At 41.6% G+C, this 18618-nt stretch carries 10 protein-coding genes; all 10 read left to right on the forward strand.

The features are described 5' to 3' along the window. Nucleotides 1–8: 8 nt before the first annotated feature. Nucleotides 9–566, forward strand: coding sequence for a ribosome recycling factor (gene frr, locus NF418_RS04955; protein WP_256778672.1), 558 nt, complete (start codon nucleotides 9–11; stop codon nucleotides 564–566). Nucleotides 567–696: 130 nt separating this feature from the next. After that, nucleotides 697–1551 (forward strand): RNA-binding virulence regulatory protein CvfB, encoded by an 855-nt coding sequence (gene cvfB, locus NF418_RS04960; protein ID WP_256778673.1) that lies wholly within the window; start codon nucleotides 697–699, stop codon nucleotides 1549–1551. A gap of 3 nt (nucleotides 1552–1554) precedes the next feature. Next, on the forward strand, nucleotides 1555–2475 hold the full coding sequence (locus tag NF418_RS04965) for a 2-dehydropantoate 2-reductase (protein WP_256778674.1): 921 nt from the start codon (nucleotides 1555–1557) through the stop codon (nucleotides 2473–2475). Between the two features lie 9 nt (nucleotides 2476–2484). After that, nucleotides 2485–2943, forward strand: coding sequence for a DUF1801 domain-containing protein (locus tag NF418_RS04970; RefSeq protein ID WP_256778675.1), 459 nt, complete (start codon nucleotides 2485–2487; stop codon nucleotides 2941–2943). 51 nt (nucleotides 2944–2994) lie between these two features. Beyond that, on the forward strand, nucleotides 2995–4320 hold the full coding sequence (locus tag NF418_RS04975; protein WP_256778702.1) for a D-alanyl-D-alanine carboxypeptidase: 1326 nt from the start codon (nucleotides 2995–2997) through the stop codon (nucleotides 4318–4320). Nucleotides 4321–4575: 255 nt separating this feature from the next. After that, the gene (locus NF418_RS04980) at nucleotides 4576–5949 is read left to right on the forward strand and encodes a DUF1958 domain-containing protein (protein ID WP_256778676.1); all 1374 of its coding nucleotides are present in this window, start codon (nucleotides 4576–4578) and stop codon (nucleotides 5947–5949) included. A 52-nt stretch (nucleotides 5950–6001) separates the two neighbouring features. Next, nucleotides 6002–6217, forward strand: coding sequence for a YozE family protein (locus tag NF418_RS04985; protein WP_256778677.1), 216 nt, complete (start codon nucleotides 6002–6004; stop codon nucleotides 6215–6217). Between the two features lie 192 nt (nucleotides 6218–6409). Beyond that, nucleotides 6410–14773 (forward strand): ZmpA/ZmpB/ZmpC family metallo-endopeptidase, encoded by an 8364-nt coding sequence (locus tag NF418_RS04990; RefSeq protein ID WP_256778678.1) that lies wholly within the window; start codon nucleotides 6410–6412, stop codon nucleotides 14771–14773. Nucleotides 14774–15489: 716 nt separating this feature from the next. After that, entirely contained in the window at nucleotides 15490–16512 is a 1023-nt protein-coding gene (locus tag NF418_RS04995; protein WP_172064244.1) for a PhoH family protein, read from the forward strand. Between the two features lie 60 nt (nucleotides 16513–16572). After that, nucleotides 16573–18588, forward strand: coding sequence for a M13 family metallopeptidase (locus NF418_RS05000; protein ID WP_256778679.1), 2016 nt, complete (start codon nucleotides 16573–16575; stop codon nucleotides 18586–18588). The last annotated feature ends 30 nt before the right edge of the window (nucleotides 18589–18618 follow it).

Here is an 18618-nt window from a genome sequence, read left to right on the forward strand (position 1 = left end):
GAAGTCTTATGTCTAAAGAAATTATTGCAAAAGCCCAAGAACGCATGAACCAATCGCATCAGAGTTTGGCTCGTGAATTTAGCCATATCCGTGCTGGTCGTGCCAATGCTAGCTTGTTGGACCGTATCTCAGTAGAATACTACGGTGCGCCAACTCCCTTGAACCAGTTGGCTGGTATTACCGTTCCAGAAGCGCGTGTTCTCTTGATTACACCATTTGACAAGTCAATCTTGAAGGATATTGAGCGTGCCCTGAACGCATCTGACCTTGGTTTAACACCACAGTCTGATGGTACTGTTATTCGCTTGGTTATTCCTGCATTGACAGAGGAAACGCGTAAAAACTTGGCTAAAGAAGTGAAAAAAGTGGGTGAAAACTCTAAAGTGGCTATCCGAAACATCCGTCGTGATGCTATGGACGAGGCTAAAAAAGCTGAAAAAGCTAAAGAAATCACGGAAGATGACTTGAAAACCCTTGAAAAAGATATTCAAAAAGTCACCGATGAAGCCATCAAGACAATTGACAAGATGACTGCCGACAAAGAAAAAGAATTGTTGGAAGTCTAATCGCTCGATTATACAGGATTCAATGCAATTCATCACCGACCTGTCTAACTGAGGTGGTGAAACAAATAAGAAATCTAATGGAGGGGAGTTAGACAGGACTCCCCTCTTTTAGTCAGAAAGAAGAAAAATCATGAATGATTTATTAGCACACTATGTGGTTGGCCTAGTGACCGACCAAAATGACCAGTTTTACTTTGTTCAAAAAGAGGGACTGACCTTTGCTCTTTCAAAAGAAGAGGGAGAGTTCCAACTAGGGCAGTCTGTCAAGGGTTTCGCCTATACAGATATGAAGCAGAAACTGCGTTTGACCACTAAAGAAGTGGGAGCAAGCCGGACTAGCTTTGGTTGGGGAACAGTGACTGACGTTCGTAAAGACTTGGGTGTCTTTGTCGATACTGGTTTACCTGATAAGCAGGTGGTTGTTTCCTTGGATATTTTACCTGAAATCAAGGAATTGTGGCCTAAAAAAGGAGACCAACTCTATGTGAAATTGGATGTGGATAAGAAAGATCGTATCTGGGCTCTGCCAGCCTTTCAAGAAGATTTTCAAAAGATGGCAGGTCCTGCCTATGATAATATGCAGAACCAAACCTTACGTGCCATCGTTTACCGTTTGAAGATGACAGGGACCTTTGTCTATTTACCTGATAATAATATGCTTGGTTTCATCCATCCCAGCGAACGTTTTACTGAGCCACGTTTAGGTCAAGTCTTGGAGGCACGAGTGATTGGTTATCGGGCAGTTGACCGGACCTTGAACCTGTCTCTTAAACCACGTTCATTTGAGATGTTGGAAAATGATGCCCAGATGATTTTGACCTACCTGGAGAGCAGTGGGGGCTTTATGACCTTGAACGACAAGTCTACTCCGGAAGACATCAAGGCTACCTTTGGTATTTCCAAGGGACAATTTAAAAAAGCCCTGGGTGGTTTGATGAAGGCTGGTAAGGTCAAGCAAGATGAATTTGGAACGGAGTTGATCTAGCTGATGAGAGTCTATATTGCTGGAAGTGGTGCCATGGGTTGCCGTTTTGGCTATCAGTTATCAAAGACAAACCATGAAGTGATTTTGTTGGATAATTGGGACGCTCATATCGAGGCAATTCGTGAAAATGGTCTGAAGGTGACGGGAGATTTTGATGAGACTGTTCAATTACCAATTATGAAGCCGACAGAGGCGACGGAAGTAGCTGACCTGATCATTCTCTTAACCAAGGCGGATCAGTTGCCCAAGATGTTGCGGGATATTAAGGGGATCATTGGTAAAAAGACCAAGGTTCTCAGTCTCTTGAATGGGCTGGGGCATGCCACCACCATGCGCCGATATGTACCTGATGAGAGTATTATGGTTGGTGTAACGATTTGGTTGGCTGGACTTAGGGGACCAGGTCATGTTCATTTGGAGGGGCCGGGTTCTATCGCCGTACAGAATATGGTTGGCGATAGTCAGTCAGTAGAAGGCATCGTTGACATGTTTAATGAAGCTGGACTCAATGCTACTTATGACGACCACGTCATCAATGCCATTTGGCAAAAAGCTTGTGTCAATGGAACTATGAATCCGACTTGTACAGTTTTGAATTGTACCATTGGAGAACTCTTCGGGACCGAGGGCGGACTCAATCTGGTACAAGGTATTTTCAAGGAATTTATCGCCGTAGCCAAGTCAGAGACAGATGGAATTGATGAGGCAGCAATTTGGAAATACATCATGGACACATCGAAAAAGGCTTCCAATCATTACCCATCCATGCATCAGGATTTGGTACAAAATGGTCGCAAGACAGAAATTGATTACTTGAATGGAGCTGTCGTTTTTAAAGGCAAGCGAGCAGGTATTCCAACTCCTTATTGCCAAATGATTACAGAGATGATTCATGCAAAAGAGGCCATGCTTGGGTTGAGATAGGAGAGTGCTATGCTGATTGAAGTAGATACGATAGAAGACTACATGGCCGCCTTGCCAGACAATCGCAGAGAGGCAGTTGAAAGGCTTCATCAGGTGATTGTTAAGCATTTGCCTGCTGGTTTTGAGGTCGGTGTGCTGGGTGGGATGATTAATTATTACGTCCCCCTGTCAGCCTATCCAAATGGCTATCATTGTACACCTGGGGAACCCTTACCCTTCTTGGCTTTAGCTTCACAAAAGACTCATATTGCCCTCTATCATATGGGAATTTATATGGATAAGGAATTGAATGACTGGTTTGTAGAAAAGTATCAGGAACAGGTTCCGACTAAATTGGATATGGGTAAATCCTGCGTTCGCATGAAAAATCCCAAGAATATTCCTTATGAATTGATTGGCCAATTGGTGAGTAAGATGTCTATGGAGAGATATATTGAGATTTATGAAGAAAATCATATTAGAAAGTGAGATTTTAGTGTTGTGATTAAAAGATTTGTTGTTTCTTTTCTGCTTGTTTTAATGCTGGTAACTCCTGTGGGGATTCATGCAGATGAATTGATGGATATTACTCGTGCTGCTGGCTATGATGTTCTGGAAATCAATCGTCCTAAGTCCAGTATCGTGATTGATGGGAATACAGGTGCTGTTCTTTGGGCGGACAATATTGATGAAGTTCGCGATCCTGCTAGTATGAGTAAGGTCATGACCTTGTATATGACCTATGAGGCTATAGCTGCTGGAAAATTATCAGAAGATACAATTATCAGAGCAACGCCTACTGATGAGGCTATTGCTAAGATTTATGCACTATCAAATAACAAAATTGTTGCAGGAGTTGACTATACAGTTGGTGAACTCATTACCATGACAGCTGTTCCTTCATCTAATGCGACTACCATTATGCTGGCTAACTATCTATCGAATAATGATCCTGATTTGTTCTTAGATATGATGAATGCCAAGGCACAAGAACTAGGTATGACCAATACAGTGTGGCACAATGCAAGTGGTGCGGTTGCGGTAGCTTTTGAAGGATATTATGCTCCAACACGTTACAACATTCAGCAAACAAACCAAACAACTGCGCGTGATTTAGCCATTTTGACTTACAATTTTGTGAAAAACTATCCTGAATTTTTGGAGCATACTAATGATATTGAGGTAACAGTTAAGCAAGGTACTCCTTATGAAGAAACATTTAAAACCTATAACTATTCCTTGCCAGGGGAAAAATATGGAATTGAAGGTGTAGATGGTCTGAAGACAGGCTCAAGTCCAAGTGCAGGTTTTAACTATATCGCTACCATTAAACGCGGTGAGCAACGCCATATTGCTGTTATTATGGGAGTGGGCGACTGGGCAGACCAAGATGGGGAATATTACCGTCATCCCTTTGGAAATGCCTTAATTGAAAAATCCTATAAGGATTATGAGTATAAAAAAATTCTAACAGCAGGCACACAGAATATCAATGGAACTGGCTATGACATTTCGTCAGATGTTTATGCGACTGTTGCTAAAGGAACACAACCTAGCTTGACAGTTGAAAATGGTCTATTGCATGTTGATACTGGTTTAACAACTGTGAGCGATAAAATTGCCGCTACTATTCCAGTTACGGAGTCTGGCTTAGTAACAACAGTAACTAATGCCATTACTGGTAATAGCTATGAAGCAAAGCAGCAAACTTTGGTTCAAAAGCTATTATCAAATTGGTATTGGATATTACTGCTGCCATTCATATTGTTCATTCTACTCTTTATTCGTAGAGAAATTCGCAGAAATAGATATAGAAAAGAACAATCGGTACGACGGAATCAGTCTAGAAGAAACTACAAGAAGTAATCTTGTTTGTAAAAGCCAAGAAAAAGTAGTATACTGGTTATTCGGGAGTGGGAAAGAACTCAACTAGTCAAAAAAGAGTTCGTATTCCCACCCCCGCACAGTTGATTAGGTCAGATTTGGAGTGTGAAACACGAACAAATATGCCAATCAACCACTGCGCTGAGATGTTGACACGAACTCTGAGAAGTGGCTTTGGACTTGAGCCTAGCCTCATAGAACTGTTAATAAAAATGAAAATAGGGAGATAGGATAACAGTGAAAAAACTACTTCTTACACTCCTAGTGGTTTATCTGTCATTCTTTACAGTTACTGCAAGTGCTGATGAATTGATGGACATCACTTGGGCTGCTGGGTATGAGATAAGTGATGTCTACCGTCCGCAATCATCGATTATTGTTGATGGAAAGACAGGGGAGGTTATGTGGCAGGATAATAGTGATAGTTTGAGAGATCCTGCTAGCATGAGCAAATTAATGACTCTCTATTTAGTCTACGAAGCTATTGGTCAAGGTAAGCTGTCAGAAGCGACCTATATCCGAGCAACTGAAACAGATCAGGCAATTTCAACAATCCATGAAATTTCTAATAATAAGATTTACGCAGGTGTAGATTACTCTGTAGCAGATTTAATTACGATGGCCTTGGTGAAGTCGTCTAACGTCGCTACAGTTATGTTGGCCAATCGTTTATCAAATAATGATCCGGATCTGTTCATAGATATGATGAATGCGAAGTCTAAAGAACTTGGCATGACCAATTCGATCTGGAATAATGCCAGTGGTGCAGGGGCTTCGAGTTTCTATGGATATTATAGTCCAAAACGGTATGACAATTCGGCCTCTAACCAAACAACAGCTAAGGATATGGCTATTTTGGTTTATCATTTTATGAAAAACTATTCTGCCATTTTGGAGCATACTCGTCACAGATTGGTTGTTGTCATGCAAGGAACTCCCTACGAGGAGTATTTCACATCTTATAACTACTCTTTGCCAGGTGGAATTTATGGTATAGAAGGAGTTACGGGGTTGAAAACAGGTTCTAGTCCCCGAGCTGATTATAATATTTCTATGACGATCCAACGTGGTGAACAGGAAATGATTGCCATTGTTATGGGGGTAGGCAAATGGGGTGATGATGCTTCAGACTTCAATCGAAATCTGATTGCCAATGCCTTAATAGAGCATTTTTACGCTCTTTATGAATATCGAAAAGTATTAGACAAGGGGGAGCATACTATTAATGGTCAGCAAATTGAGGTTTTGGAAGATCTTTATGCTACCATTCCAAGAGGAACAGAGCCGGTCTTTGTAATAAATGGCACGGAATTAACCGTTGAAAACGGCTTGGAATCAATTAGTTCATCTATAAAAAGTGTAGTCCCAGTGAAAGAAGTGACTCCTATTTCCCTCCCTTCTTCTTCAGAAGTCGAGACAAGGGAAACTTTGGAAGTTAGTTCCGCTAGCACTAGTGTTGAGTGGATGAGTAAGACAAATCTAATCTATCCAATTGTCATTTTACTTCCACTGTCATTGGTTTCATATTTATTATTTATTACTCTAGCAGGTAATCGAAGAAGGCGTAAGGAGCGACAAGAAGCTAGGAGACGCCGTCGTCGTTTCAAATAAAAGAAATTTAAAGATTTAGATATAAAGACGGAATGATAGTAAGCGAGGTGCTATGAGAAGGTCGTTTTATAGTTGGTTGATGACCCAACGCAACGCAAAATCGAATCAGCCAGTAGCTATTCTAGCTGATCACGTATTTGAAGAGTATGATTTTCCCAAGCAATCAGACGACTTTGACGAGGTAAGTTGTTTCTTAGAAGAATCAGCTAGCTTTGCTTTTTCTATGAGTGACTTTGATGCAATTTGGGAAGATTATTTGGCTCATTAGATTGAAGAGGCTGACTAAGTCAGCTTCTTTTTTTGTCCACTATCATGTAAATACTAACAGGAAATCTTGATTAGAATTTGTTTTGATTTCACATACAATATGTGGATATTTCATTTTAAGTATGTTACACTTAGAATAGCTATAAATCTGTAAAAAATAAACAAGATCTTCTTGTTTAGGAAAGGGGACACAATGTCTAAATTTTTTTACGACAGAAAGAAAGCGTTTTCTATAAGAAAACTAACTGTCGGTGTTGTTTCCTTGTGTATCGGTAGTAGTCTGCTAGTAGGTCAGAAGGCTCTTGCTGCGGAAACACTTGTTACATCTTCAACTAAGGATATTCATTTTGAATACGTTCTTGAAACGGAGTTGACAAAGGAAGAACGGCAGTTGATTCAGTCTAGTTTACCAGCTGAACTGACAGAGACTGCGACTTATTTTGTGGTCTATCGCCCTGCAAAAACCGCTTTACCAAAGACTGGAGACGGGTTGGCAAGTGGGCTTTTGGTTGCGGCTGGTGGCTTCATAGTCTTGGCTGTTCTTGCGACCAAAAACAAGAAGGCACGTATTTTAAGTATGCTCTATATCACAGCTACTGGTCTTGCCCTCCCCTTGTTGGAAGTCTCTGCAGTTGAAAGCCAAGCTCTGGCATCCTATAACCAGACTATCACCATTCGTCCAGGTGATTCCTTGCCAGACGGTAAGTTGCGTTTGGATGGTTACGAGTTTGTGGGTTATTTGGTTGAAGAAAAACCAGAGGTGCAGAGTCAGGCTAGGGATGAGAAAACAAGCCTGTCCAATTCTAGTCAGATAGAGGAGCCAAAGACAGACCAAGAAACTGCAGAAGCAGACCAGCAAGTCTCCACTGGGCAAATAGGTGAAAAAACAGATGAGCTTGTCCAACCAGAACTTATTCAAACAGGTCAGGATCAAGCCAGCCAACCGGCAGTTGAGCAAATTAGTGAAACTGTAGAAAGTCAAAAACTAGTAGACCTGCCAACGGAAAGTCCAGTCGATGAAGACAAGCTTAGGCCAGTAGTAGAGGAAACCAAACCATCTGAAGAAACCATCCCACCACCAGTGGTAGCAGTCGAAGAAAAGCTTGTCACCAGTATTCCAGCTCAAGCCCCAAGCCACCTCTTGCCGACCATTGATTTTCAAGTTCAGAATAAGGTGGAAGAGACTGCTTTAGAAATTCCTGAAGAGCAGATAGAGACAAATCAATTACCGCTTGGTCAGAGTCGAGTAGAGGAGGGTCAAGCAGGAAGTCTACGCATTTCCTATCAGGAAGTCATGGTTGATGGTCAAGTTGTTGCCCGTAATGAAATTGGTCGTGAGGAAATTCCTTCGATACCCAGAAAAGTCTATATCGGTACAGGTCAGGTTGTTGAAGCAGAAGTCACAGAGACCACTTCGGTTGAAGAAACTGTCCAGCCAACAGGGGCAGCCGTTGAAGAAAAGCTGATCACGACTATCCCAGCTCAAGCCCCAAGCCACCTCTTGCCGACCATTGATTTTCAAGTTCAAGATAGGTTAGAAGAGACTACTTTAGGGATACCAGAAGAACGGATAGAAACAGATGAACTGGCAGTTGGTCAAAATCGAGTAGAAGAGGGTCAAGCAGGTAGCCTGCGTATTTCCTATCAGGAAGTCCTAGTTGACGGTCAAATTGTAGCCCGTAAGGAGATTAGTCGCGAGGAAGTTCCTTCAACACCAAAACGAACCTACATTGGCACCAGACGAGATGAGAAATATGTGGCACCGGAGAAGTTAGAACTTCCAAGGGCGATTATTCGGACTCAAGAAGAGGAAATTGCATTCGAAAGAAAAGAAGTTTCTCGTGATGATTGGCCTCTTGGCAAGGTTGAGGTAGTAGCTGGTAAAAATGGGAAGCGTCTACATACCTATGCGGTCATTGAGGGAGTAGAAACCTTACTGAAGACGGAAGTACTTGAGCAAGCAGAGGCTGAGGTAACCTATAAGGGTATCAAGCGTCCAGAAATGACTACTGAAGAGGTTGTCATTGCCTTTACCGAGCGTGTGATTTCAGACCCAGAACAATACACAGACTACAGACGGATTGAAGTTACTGGTGAACAGGGGCTAAAACGTATCCACAAGGAAAATGGTCAGCTTGTCAATGAAGAAATTGTCAAACCTGCTAAGGAACAAGTGGTTCGTGTCGGTACTAAGCCGATTGAAGGGCAGGTAGAAAAAGAAAGCCTTCGCACCATTGACTTTACAAGACGATATGAGAGTAATGACCAACTAGAATATGGCCAGACGAGAACTAGGCAGACTGGTCAAAGTGGTCAAGAAAAGGTCATTTCGACCTACCAGACCATCAAAGGTGTAGAAGGGAAGTTCCTTTCTAGTAGGACTGAATTGATTAAACAAGTTCAAGATGAGATTATTGAAGTCGGTACGAAACCACAGGTTCGGATTGAACAAGAAGAGCCTGTGACGGAGTATGTACCAGCACCAGACAAGGAACGGGATGTTCAAACGGTTCTCCAAGAAGGTCATGCCAAGGAAACAACCTACCGAACTATCTATAATTTGGACGCCGCAAGTGGTCGGGTAACTCCGATTCACTTGCCAGGAAAGGTTACTCATCCAGGTCAAGTTCGAAGGATCAGTGTTGGTACTAAACCAACTGTTACGAAAAAAACATTGCCATTTTCAGAAGAGGTAGTTCCTAATTCAACCCTCTACGTTGGTGAGCGTGTGATTGTCCGACCAGGAAGGGCTGGGGAAGAAATTACCACAATTCATTACACCTTGAACCCAAGGACTGGCGAGACTAGTGCAGGTCTACCTCAGATTCAAGAGATTCTACCAGTTGCCCAGGTCGTGCAGGTTGGTACCAAGGCTGTGGATCGGACTATGGAGACAGTTGACAATCGAGATATTGCGTTTAAGACAGAATACCTAGCAGACCCAACCTTATCCTATCCTCAACGAGAAGAGTTACAAGCCGGCAACAATGGTGTGGAACGCATAACCACCACTCGTCGCTATGTCCGTGATCAAGAGGTTGGAGAACCGACTAGGGTCAATGAGGTTGTAAAAGTAGTTCAAAATCGCATTATTAAAGTTGGAACAAAACCAGTTGTCCGCAGTGTAGAGACAGATTTCACTCGTGTTTACGAAGCGGATCCAAACAGAAGTCTGAATGAGCAGTATACCAAACAATCCGGCATCAAGCAGGAAACAACCTATACTAAAAACTATGTTCTTAATACTGAGACAGGAGAAGTAAGGGAACAAGCAGAGACCCGCCAAGTTACTCGCTTTGCTAGACAGGAAATCGTTCAGGTTGGAACACGTCCAACGACAGAAACCACTTCTCGAGTCTTGCCAACACGTTATGAAGCCGACAACAGCCGTGTGCATGGTCAGCAGCATACTCGCCAGCAAGGTCGTCCAGAAATCACAACTTATACAACAACTTATAGTGTTGATCCAAGAACGGGAGCAACCCAAGGTGTCCGTGATACTGGTCGAGTGACGGATCGTGGTCAGGAGCAAATTGTTCAGGTAGGGACTCGTCCTGTAGAACGGACGGAAAGAGTGGAACTTTCACCGATTACTAGACAAAATGCCGAATTGGCAAAAGGAACAGAAAATGTTATTCATGAAGGTAGTCCAACGATAAGAGTCTACCGGACAAATTATTCTGTAGATCCTACAACGGGTCAAATTACTACTCATTCAGAAGTTCTTGTTTCTGAAACAGTGGGACGGGCAAGAGAAGTTGAAATTGGCACCAAGGAGCTAGAGCAACCAGTTACTCCCCCAACAGAAAATGAAGAATCTTGTCCGATTATTCCTGATAATACAGATGGAGGTACCTGTGATGCACCTACTGAGGCGATTGAAAAACCAAGTTCATCTGACCTTGAATGTATTCTAAATCCAACTGATCAATGCTGGCCAGAGGAAACGGAAGAAGTTAATCAAGAGACAGTTGCTCAACTCCGGGCGAAAATGAACGAGCTTCGTAGCTATAAGACTCGAGTTGAAGGTTACGAATGGCAGACCTATATTGATACAGTTTACAAGCATTCAGAGGACATGATTGCATCAGGAGACCCGGCTAATATTCGTACTCAGCTTGAAGTGATTCAAGATGATATTGATTTCATTGTGGATCTTTTAACAGAATTAGGAAATCCAGATGTTCTTATAGAGACAGATGCCAATAGTGGACCGAGTCTTAAGTTTGAAGTTATGGCGAAACCTGTCAATATTCCAACCGATGCTAATAGTAGCCCAAGCCGTAGAAATGAGGAGACGACTAGTCCAGACCCAACAAACTCTGGAGAAACGACAGAACCAAGCTCCCCAGACAATCCACCAGTAACACCAATACCAGAACCGGAGCAGCCAAGACCAGGTATTCCAGACACTCCAGATACAACAGAAACGGAAACACCTATTGATGTAGATATTGATAGTTTGCCAAAACCAACAATGTTTATACGAAAAGTAGATATCCAAAAGGATGCTCATAAAGCAATCATTCACTACATCTTAGAGGATCCTGCAGATCGATTTGAAGGGGGACAAGCTTACTTATTTGTAAACGATGAAATCGTATCAACAGCTACTCTGCGTCGTCAAAATGGCAGAGTTCAGGCTGAATTTACAGATTTAAAACCTAATGTCGATTATCTTGTTCGGACAGATTTGACCTATAGTGGTACTTCAGAAAGTTTGGTAGATAGCCTAGCAGATGAGGCTTCTATTGAAATTGAAGAAAGACAACTACAGATTAAAAATATTGACCGAGTGGAGCTCTGGAAGTTTGAAAATGGAAAGGCAAGTATTCAAAGAGAGTTGGCTACTAAGCCTACTAATCTAACTACTTATTTTGCCAAGGTTATTTCTAATCAGCAAAAAGAGATTTTATTACCGATTAGTCAAGTAGAGCTTGTGACTGAAAATGGAGAGCAGTTCTATTCTGTTACAGCAAGTTTAGACAATCTAGTTGAAGAACAATCAACTTCTCATTCCTATCGTCCAGGCTTGACTTTCCGTGTTGCTAAACAAAAAACTTCTACTAGTATAGGGACCTATACAGACTTTGCAAGTTTGATTCAAGCTATTCAAGAAAGACCATGGGATACCTTTACTCTTGGTGCAGATTTGACAGCATATTCTGTCAATATAGCAGATAGGGAAAGCTACATTACCAATCCGTTCTCTGGTCGATTAAATGGAGCTGGCTATACAATTTATGATTTGGAAGCGCCGCTCTTTAAAAAGACAACTGGTCAAATTGAAAATTTGAATCTGAAAGATGTAGCTATCAATCAAAAGGACAAGAGAGAAATCGGAGCACTTGCCAAAGAAGCCGGTGGAGGTCGTATTGAGCAGATAAGTGTAGAAGGAACCGTGATTGGTGGGAACCAAGTTGGAGGTCTCTTAGGAAGTGTTATAAATACGCAGGTATCGAATATCACTGTAAAAGGAAGAGTTTCAAGTCAATCCACTGATTTATCTGATAATTATTTGGGAGGTTTGGCAGGTTGGATTGGAACAGGAGGACAAGTACAAAAAGTTTCTACAGATGTACAGCTTTCTACGAATTCTAGCCGTGCTAGAGTAGGTGGTATTGTTGGACAAATGGAGTATGCAAATTCCTTTGTTAAGAAAGCCTATGCTAAAGGTAGTATTTCTGCTCCTAAAAATTTGAATAGTGAGATTGGTGGCATTGTAGGTATTATTGCAGGGGTAAGTAATTCCATAATCGATGATGTTGTTTCTGCAGTTAGTGTCCCAAATGGTAGAAAAGTCTATCATTCGGTTACGGATACATCTAGTCAAGTAGGTAAAATCTATACAGTTGAGGAAGAAGCGACAGGTCAGGACAATGAGGGACAAGTTCGCTTGCAAGTAAGTCAAGTTGAAAATCTATTGAGGGAATTCGGAATTCAAAAGGTATCAGTTCAACTACCGAACGAACAGGAGAGTTCTGCTAAGTTTGATATAGATTATAGTCTGCATCCGCATTATCAAGAAAGTCGGAAATTAGCATACGAAAACATGGAGAAACTCTTACCATTCTTTACCAAGGATGTCATTATTCAACAAGCTAACCGTTTAAGTATGACGGATTCCCTTGTAACTAAAAAACTCCTCGATGCAGTACCGTTTGATGCGCAACAAAATCGACCAGTTTTTGATGTGTATGGGTCTAAGGCCTTTATTAATAAACTGATGCTACATTTTGAAGATGGTACGATTACTTACGATTGGCTTGTTAAAAAACAAGAGTTGAATAATGGTGACCTTACAGAGTATTATGTAGTCGATAGAGATATTACCTATACACCAGAGAATTTGGTACAGAAGTCTAGACTTGATAGTTTGGTAGAACGCTTAGTTCCAGAGTTTTCAGGAGTAGATTACCGTTCGAAAGAAGTATTAGATGCTTTAGGTTTGACAGGATCGGAATCAGATTATGCGATCAAAGAACTTCTCTTCTTGAATGAATCATTTGCAAAAGTGAAATCAACTATTCGACAACAGCTAAAAGATTTACTGGTCTCAAATCGTGCAATTAGCTTAACCAGTCAGACGATTGAGGATTATATGTTTGATTATATTTCCAAACATAAAGCTCAATTACTGCTTGGCTTAGCTTATATGGATCGTTGGTATTCTATTCGCTATGGAGACATAAATGCTCAAGAATGGATGGTGAAGAAACCAGATTTCTTTGGGAATCAAGTGAATTCCTTGGAACAGCTCATTAATTTGGGTAGTCTTGGTGCAGGAGGTTTGAAGCCAAATAACAACTTTGCTATTGGCAGTCAATTTATTGCAAAACCGGCTGTAGGTGGAAACCTATTTGACTATTTAGAGGCTTATCGTAAACGCTTCTTGCCAAATTCAACAGATAGCGACTGGTTTAAATCAGCAACAAAAGCAAATATCATAGAAACCAACTCGACGGTTGCTGAGGTACGGGCGAAACAAGAGGATGTCAATAATAAGCAATATTCGAATCGGTTCTATGATAAGCTGAAGAGTTCTACCTGGTCCTTTAAGGAAATGGCGCTCATTCTCTTAACCATGCCAAGTAGGGATATCTTTATCTTAACCGATATGGCCAATACAGTCATCGGTTCTTATGATAATCAATCTGGAACCAAGGAAGAGATTGAAGCAAGGATTGAAAAGACGGCTAAGGATTGGGCTAGCCATGCTGACTATCTCTACCGAATCTTACCAGAAGGTCATAAGGAAAAGATGATTCGGCAGATTATTACTTGGGATACGAAAAGGGTTAATGGTAGCTGGTATGATATTGAATCTCTAAGCAGTAGAAGTAAACGTTCATTTAAGTATTTCTACATGCCACTGGGTTATACTTATCCAATTGGTTACGGAGCCAACGCTCAGTCAGATTTAAGAAATATTTTCTATTTCAATGCAGATGTAACCAGTCGAGAAGGTAGTCGTGTCTATACACATGAATTGACGCATGTCGCTGAGGATGACACGTTTTTATTAGGTCATGGTCGCCGAAGCAGTATGGATTTAGAAGCATACGCTAGAGGACTCTTTGAAACAATCAATTGGTTTGATCAAGACATTTTAGGGGTAAATAACATTTTTGATTTCTCTGAATATGAGAAGAGTTCCTATGGCCGTCGTTTGACCAACTTAAATCCTGAACGTTTCCAATCTACTAAGGATCTAGAGACCTACATGAAAGGTTACATGGATGTTCTGTATACCCTAGACTATCTTGAAGCAGAGGCAGTTTTGAACTTAGGTGGGGATCGTTCCTTGGACACTGCTAGGAGAAAATGGTTCAATAAGATGGGTACTCGAGATGAAAATGCTACTTGGATTGAGCAATTTGGACGGGCTAATCAGTATAACTCTATAGACGATTTAATTGATCAAGGAATGGTTTCTCGTCGATCTTATGATCCTGAAGGTCACGGATATAATTCGTATTTTGAACGAAATTCTTACCATACGATAAACGCTCTAAACCCACTGTATGGTTCTCTAAATAACAATGGGGAAAGCCGAAATGAATTTGAATTCCGTAAGATTGCTTTCGAGTTATTAGCGGAAAAAGGGTATGAAAATGGATTTGTTCCTTATCTGTCTAATCAATATCAGTCAGAGTTAGGACAAGCAGACTCAGCTGGTCGTATCCGAGATGATCAGTTGATAGCTAAGATTACCGGAGGTGCATATTCAAATGCTGCCCAGTTCCGAAAAGAAATGTTTAAACGTAGGAGAGACATGTTAGAACAACTGAAACCTGTGACTGTGATTGGTCAAGGCATTCAGAATGGAGATGGCTATTTCTACGGAAGTACGAAACAAATTCAGAACATTTCTGAAATGAGAGAATTAATGCGTGCAGCAGTTGAGTACGATGCTTATCGTTCACTATACTCTTCTCAGACCAGTGGATATTCACATAGACAATCCCACGTCTATAGCTTAAAAGCAGCAATTTTGAATGGCTATCTGCGCGAAACCAAGGACTTTAGGGAGTCTATCTATGTGACAAATCCATAATTGCTATATAGTTTAGTCATTAAGAAATGGGAGTGGGAAAGAACTCTGTCATTCATAGAAGAGTTCGTCAACAATTTTTCGTTTTAAGTTGTTGAGCTGAAACAGTCTATCCCCAGACTGTTTCACTCCCACCCCCGCATAGCTCCAACAGTCAGAGTAGTGACTGTTGGAGGTTGGAAATGAAGCGAACTCTGTTCGCATCAGTCGTAATGGTCAGATTTGGAGTATAAAACACGAACAAATCTGCCAATCAACCACTGCGCTGAGATGTTGACACTAACTTTGAGAAGTGGTGTTGGGCTTTTTGTCCAGCCTCTGTTCAGGAAAACAGTGGGCAGGTTTGTTCACTGTTTTCATTTTGTTATTCTATATTGATAAACGAACGATATTCGCTTTACACTATCCGAAATACTTGCATTTTTTCGGGGGGGGGTATAATATATATTCAGGATAGGATTTGTCCTGATAAGCCGTTTGGATACTAGCTACTGGAATAACTTGATGATTTCAGTACAGTATCTGAGAAAACGGTGATACAACAGGAAACCAAACTTTCCTTCCTTTCTTAATTATTCTACACCCCGCATAGAAAATTCAAGTTTGGTCTTTCTAAAACAGTGAATATCGCCATATTCACTGTTTTCTTTTTACCTCGAAAATTCAGTTGGTGGAAAATTTTGGTATAATAATAGAAAAGCTACCAAAGGAGAAGTTTCTTGCAAGAACATTCGATTGATATTCATTTAAAACACCCAGATGATTTATTTAGCCTTTTTGGGTCCAATGAGCGTCACCTGCGATTGATGGAGCAGGAATTGGGGGTTGTTATCCATGCACGGACAGAAGTTGTGCAAGTCATCGGTCAGGAAACTCAGGTGGAGCAAGCTCGCCTGGTTATTCAGTCCCTCTTAGTCTTGGTTAATCGAGGCCTGGTCATCAATACGCCTGATGTGGTCACGGCTATTTCCATGGTCAAAAATGATGAGATTGAGAAATTCGTTGCCCTCTATGAAGAAGAGATTATCAAGGACAACTATGGCAAACCCATTCGCGTAAAGACCCTTGGACAAAAACTCTACGTGGATAGCGTTAAGCGTCATGATATCGTGTTTGGGATTGGTCCTGCTGGTACAGGTAAGACCTTCTTGGCAGTTACTCTCGCTGTAACCGCCCTCAAGCGGGGCCAGGTCAAGAGGATTGTCCTGACACGTCCTGCGGTAGAAGCAGGCGAAAGTTTAGGCTTTTTGCCAGGGGACTTAAAAGAAAAAGTAGATCCATATCTACGTCCGGTTTATGATGCCCTTTATCAGATTTTGGGCAAGGAGCAGACCACGCGCCTAATGGAGCGGGAGATTATCGAGATTGCACCGCTGGCCTATATGCGGGGGCGGACCTTGGAAGATGCCTTTGTCATCTTGGATGAGGCGCAAAACACCACCATTATGCAGATGAAGATGTTCCTGACCCGTCTGGGCTTTAACTCCAAGATGATTGTCAATGGGGATATTAGTCAGATTGACCTGCCGCGCAAGGTTAAATCAGGTTTGATTGATGCGACGGAGAAGTTGAGCAAAATACCGCAGATTGATTTCGTGCATTTTTCAGCCAAGGATGTGGTTCGCCATCCAGTCGTTGCCCAGATTATCAATGCCTATGAGCAGGAGGCACTGGCTGCAGATGGGCGAGCAAGTTTTGAGACGATTGGGGAGCTGAAGAAAGAGCAAGATGCGGAGGAGTAATTATTTTCTGCATCTTTGCCTGTCGAAATAGTTTGTGGAAAACAAGTGAGGGGGTGACGCGTGATAAAACAAGGTCTACTGAGATTGGTTTTACTTGGTTTTGTCTGTCTCTTAGCTGCCTGCTGTGGTCAGAAAATAGGAGATGACCAAGCACAAGTTGAAAAAGCAGAACCGACTATCCAAACTAATTTTTATCAAGCTATAAATAGGGACTGGTTAAATGGTGGTTGGTTATCAAGTGGTACACCATTCTACAATGAGTTTACAAGATTGCAAATGGAAGTAGATGAGCAATTAAAATTGGATTTTGACAAAATGGTAGCTGGTCAGCTAGAGCCTCAGTCTGAGGATTTAGTAGAATTTATCAAGTTGTATCAGCAAGGTCTTGATTTTACCAAAAGGGAAGAAGATGGTGTCAAAGTAGCTAGAATGATACTGGATGAAATGATGGGAATTGCTTCGTTTTCCGATCTGAAATCGCTTAGCCAAGATTGGATTCGTAAGGACTATCCATTGCCCTATGGTCTTGATGTGATTGCCAATCCACGAAACACATCTGAAAGAATGCTAATTTTGCTACCACCTCAGACGATTCTACCTGATAAGTCCTACTATGAAGACAGGACTGTTCATGAGAAACTCATGGATTCTTATCGTATATCTGCGAGACATATTTTGGAAAAATGTGGCTACCCAGCCGAGGAGGCCACTGCTTTGGTTGAAGGTGCCATTGCTTTTGACAATCGACTCGTTGGCACTCTACCAGCTAGTGAGAATGTGCATAGTGATTGGGGTCCGGTGAACGCAGAAGAACTTAGAACATTCTCACAGGTCAAAAACTACTCTCCGGCTTTATCGATTGAAGAACAATTAGTAGGACTGGTAGGATTGGAACCGGAGGAAGTTTATGTTTCTAATCCAAGCTATTTTGAACAATTATCCCAATTTATCAAGGAAGAAAATTTCTCAGAATATCGATCATGGGCCTTGGTTAGCCAAGCAATGAAGTTAGCTCCCTATTTGACTGGGGAAATCATGCAGACAGCTGGGAGATTTCATGCAGAAGTCCAAGGAGTTTCAGCCTCCTATCCAAATGATTACATGACTTATCTGGATGTGACTGGAATGTTCAAGGAAAGCTTGGGTGTTTATTATGGTCATAACTATGCCGATGAAACGGACTTACTTGCCATTCAGGAAATGGCTGAGGCAATCTCTAGGACCTATCAGGAAAGGATTCTAGCCAATGATTGGCTCAGTCAAACCACCAAGCAAGCTGCAATTAAAAAATTAGAAAATATCACTTATCATATCGGCTATCCAAGGGAGTTGAACGACTGGACCAAGTCATTAAAGGTGCGTGAAGACTTGTCTTACATTGAAAATGTTTTGGCTATTACGATTCAAGCTAGAACAGGAGTTTTCGAGCGTTATAGTCAGCCAATAGATAGACAAACTTGGGCTAGCAATGTATCGGCAAGTGAAGTAACAGCCGCCTATGCTCCTAGTCAGAATGCTATTTATATTCCGGCGGCTATTTTACAAGCTCCCTATTATGACAAAAATCAATCTGTAGCCGAGAATTATGGCGGGATTGGCAAAATTATCGCTCATGAGTTTGTTCATGCCTTTGATACCACAGGAGCAAATTTTGATGAGACTGGTAGTCTAAAAGACTGGTGGACAGAGCGAGATAGACTAGCGTTTGAAGAAAAAAATCAAGCCCTAGTAGACTTGTTTGATGGTCTGGAAGTTTATGGTGGTAGAGTAGATGGTCACTTAACCTTGTCTGAAAATCTTGCGGATTTGGGAGGAATACAGATTGCCTTGGCTACGCTTAAAAAAGAAGAACCGTCAGCTAATCTAAAAGAATTTTTTGAGCACTATGCCCGTAGCCGTCGAGAAATGGTTGCGGTTGATTATGGCCGTTATCAACTTCAGGTAGACACGCATTCTCCTGAGGAATTTCGGGTCAATCTCCAATTACAGCAAATGGATGATTTTTATAAAGTCTACCATATTCAAGAAGGTGACCCAATGTATAGGGCACCCGAGGAGAGAGTGGTTATTTGGTAAAGGAAAGGTAGCAATCTATGATGGGCTCAC

The sequence above is a fragment of the Streptococcus suis genome, from assembly GCF_024509555.1.
Lineage (GTDB): Bacteria > Bacillota > Bacilli > Lactobacillales > Streptococcaceae > Streptococcus > Streptococcus suis_AD.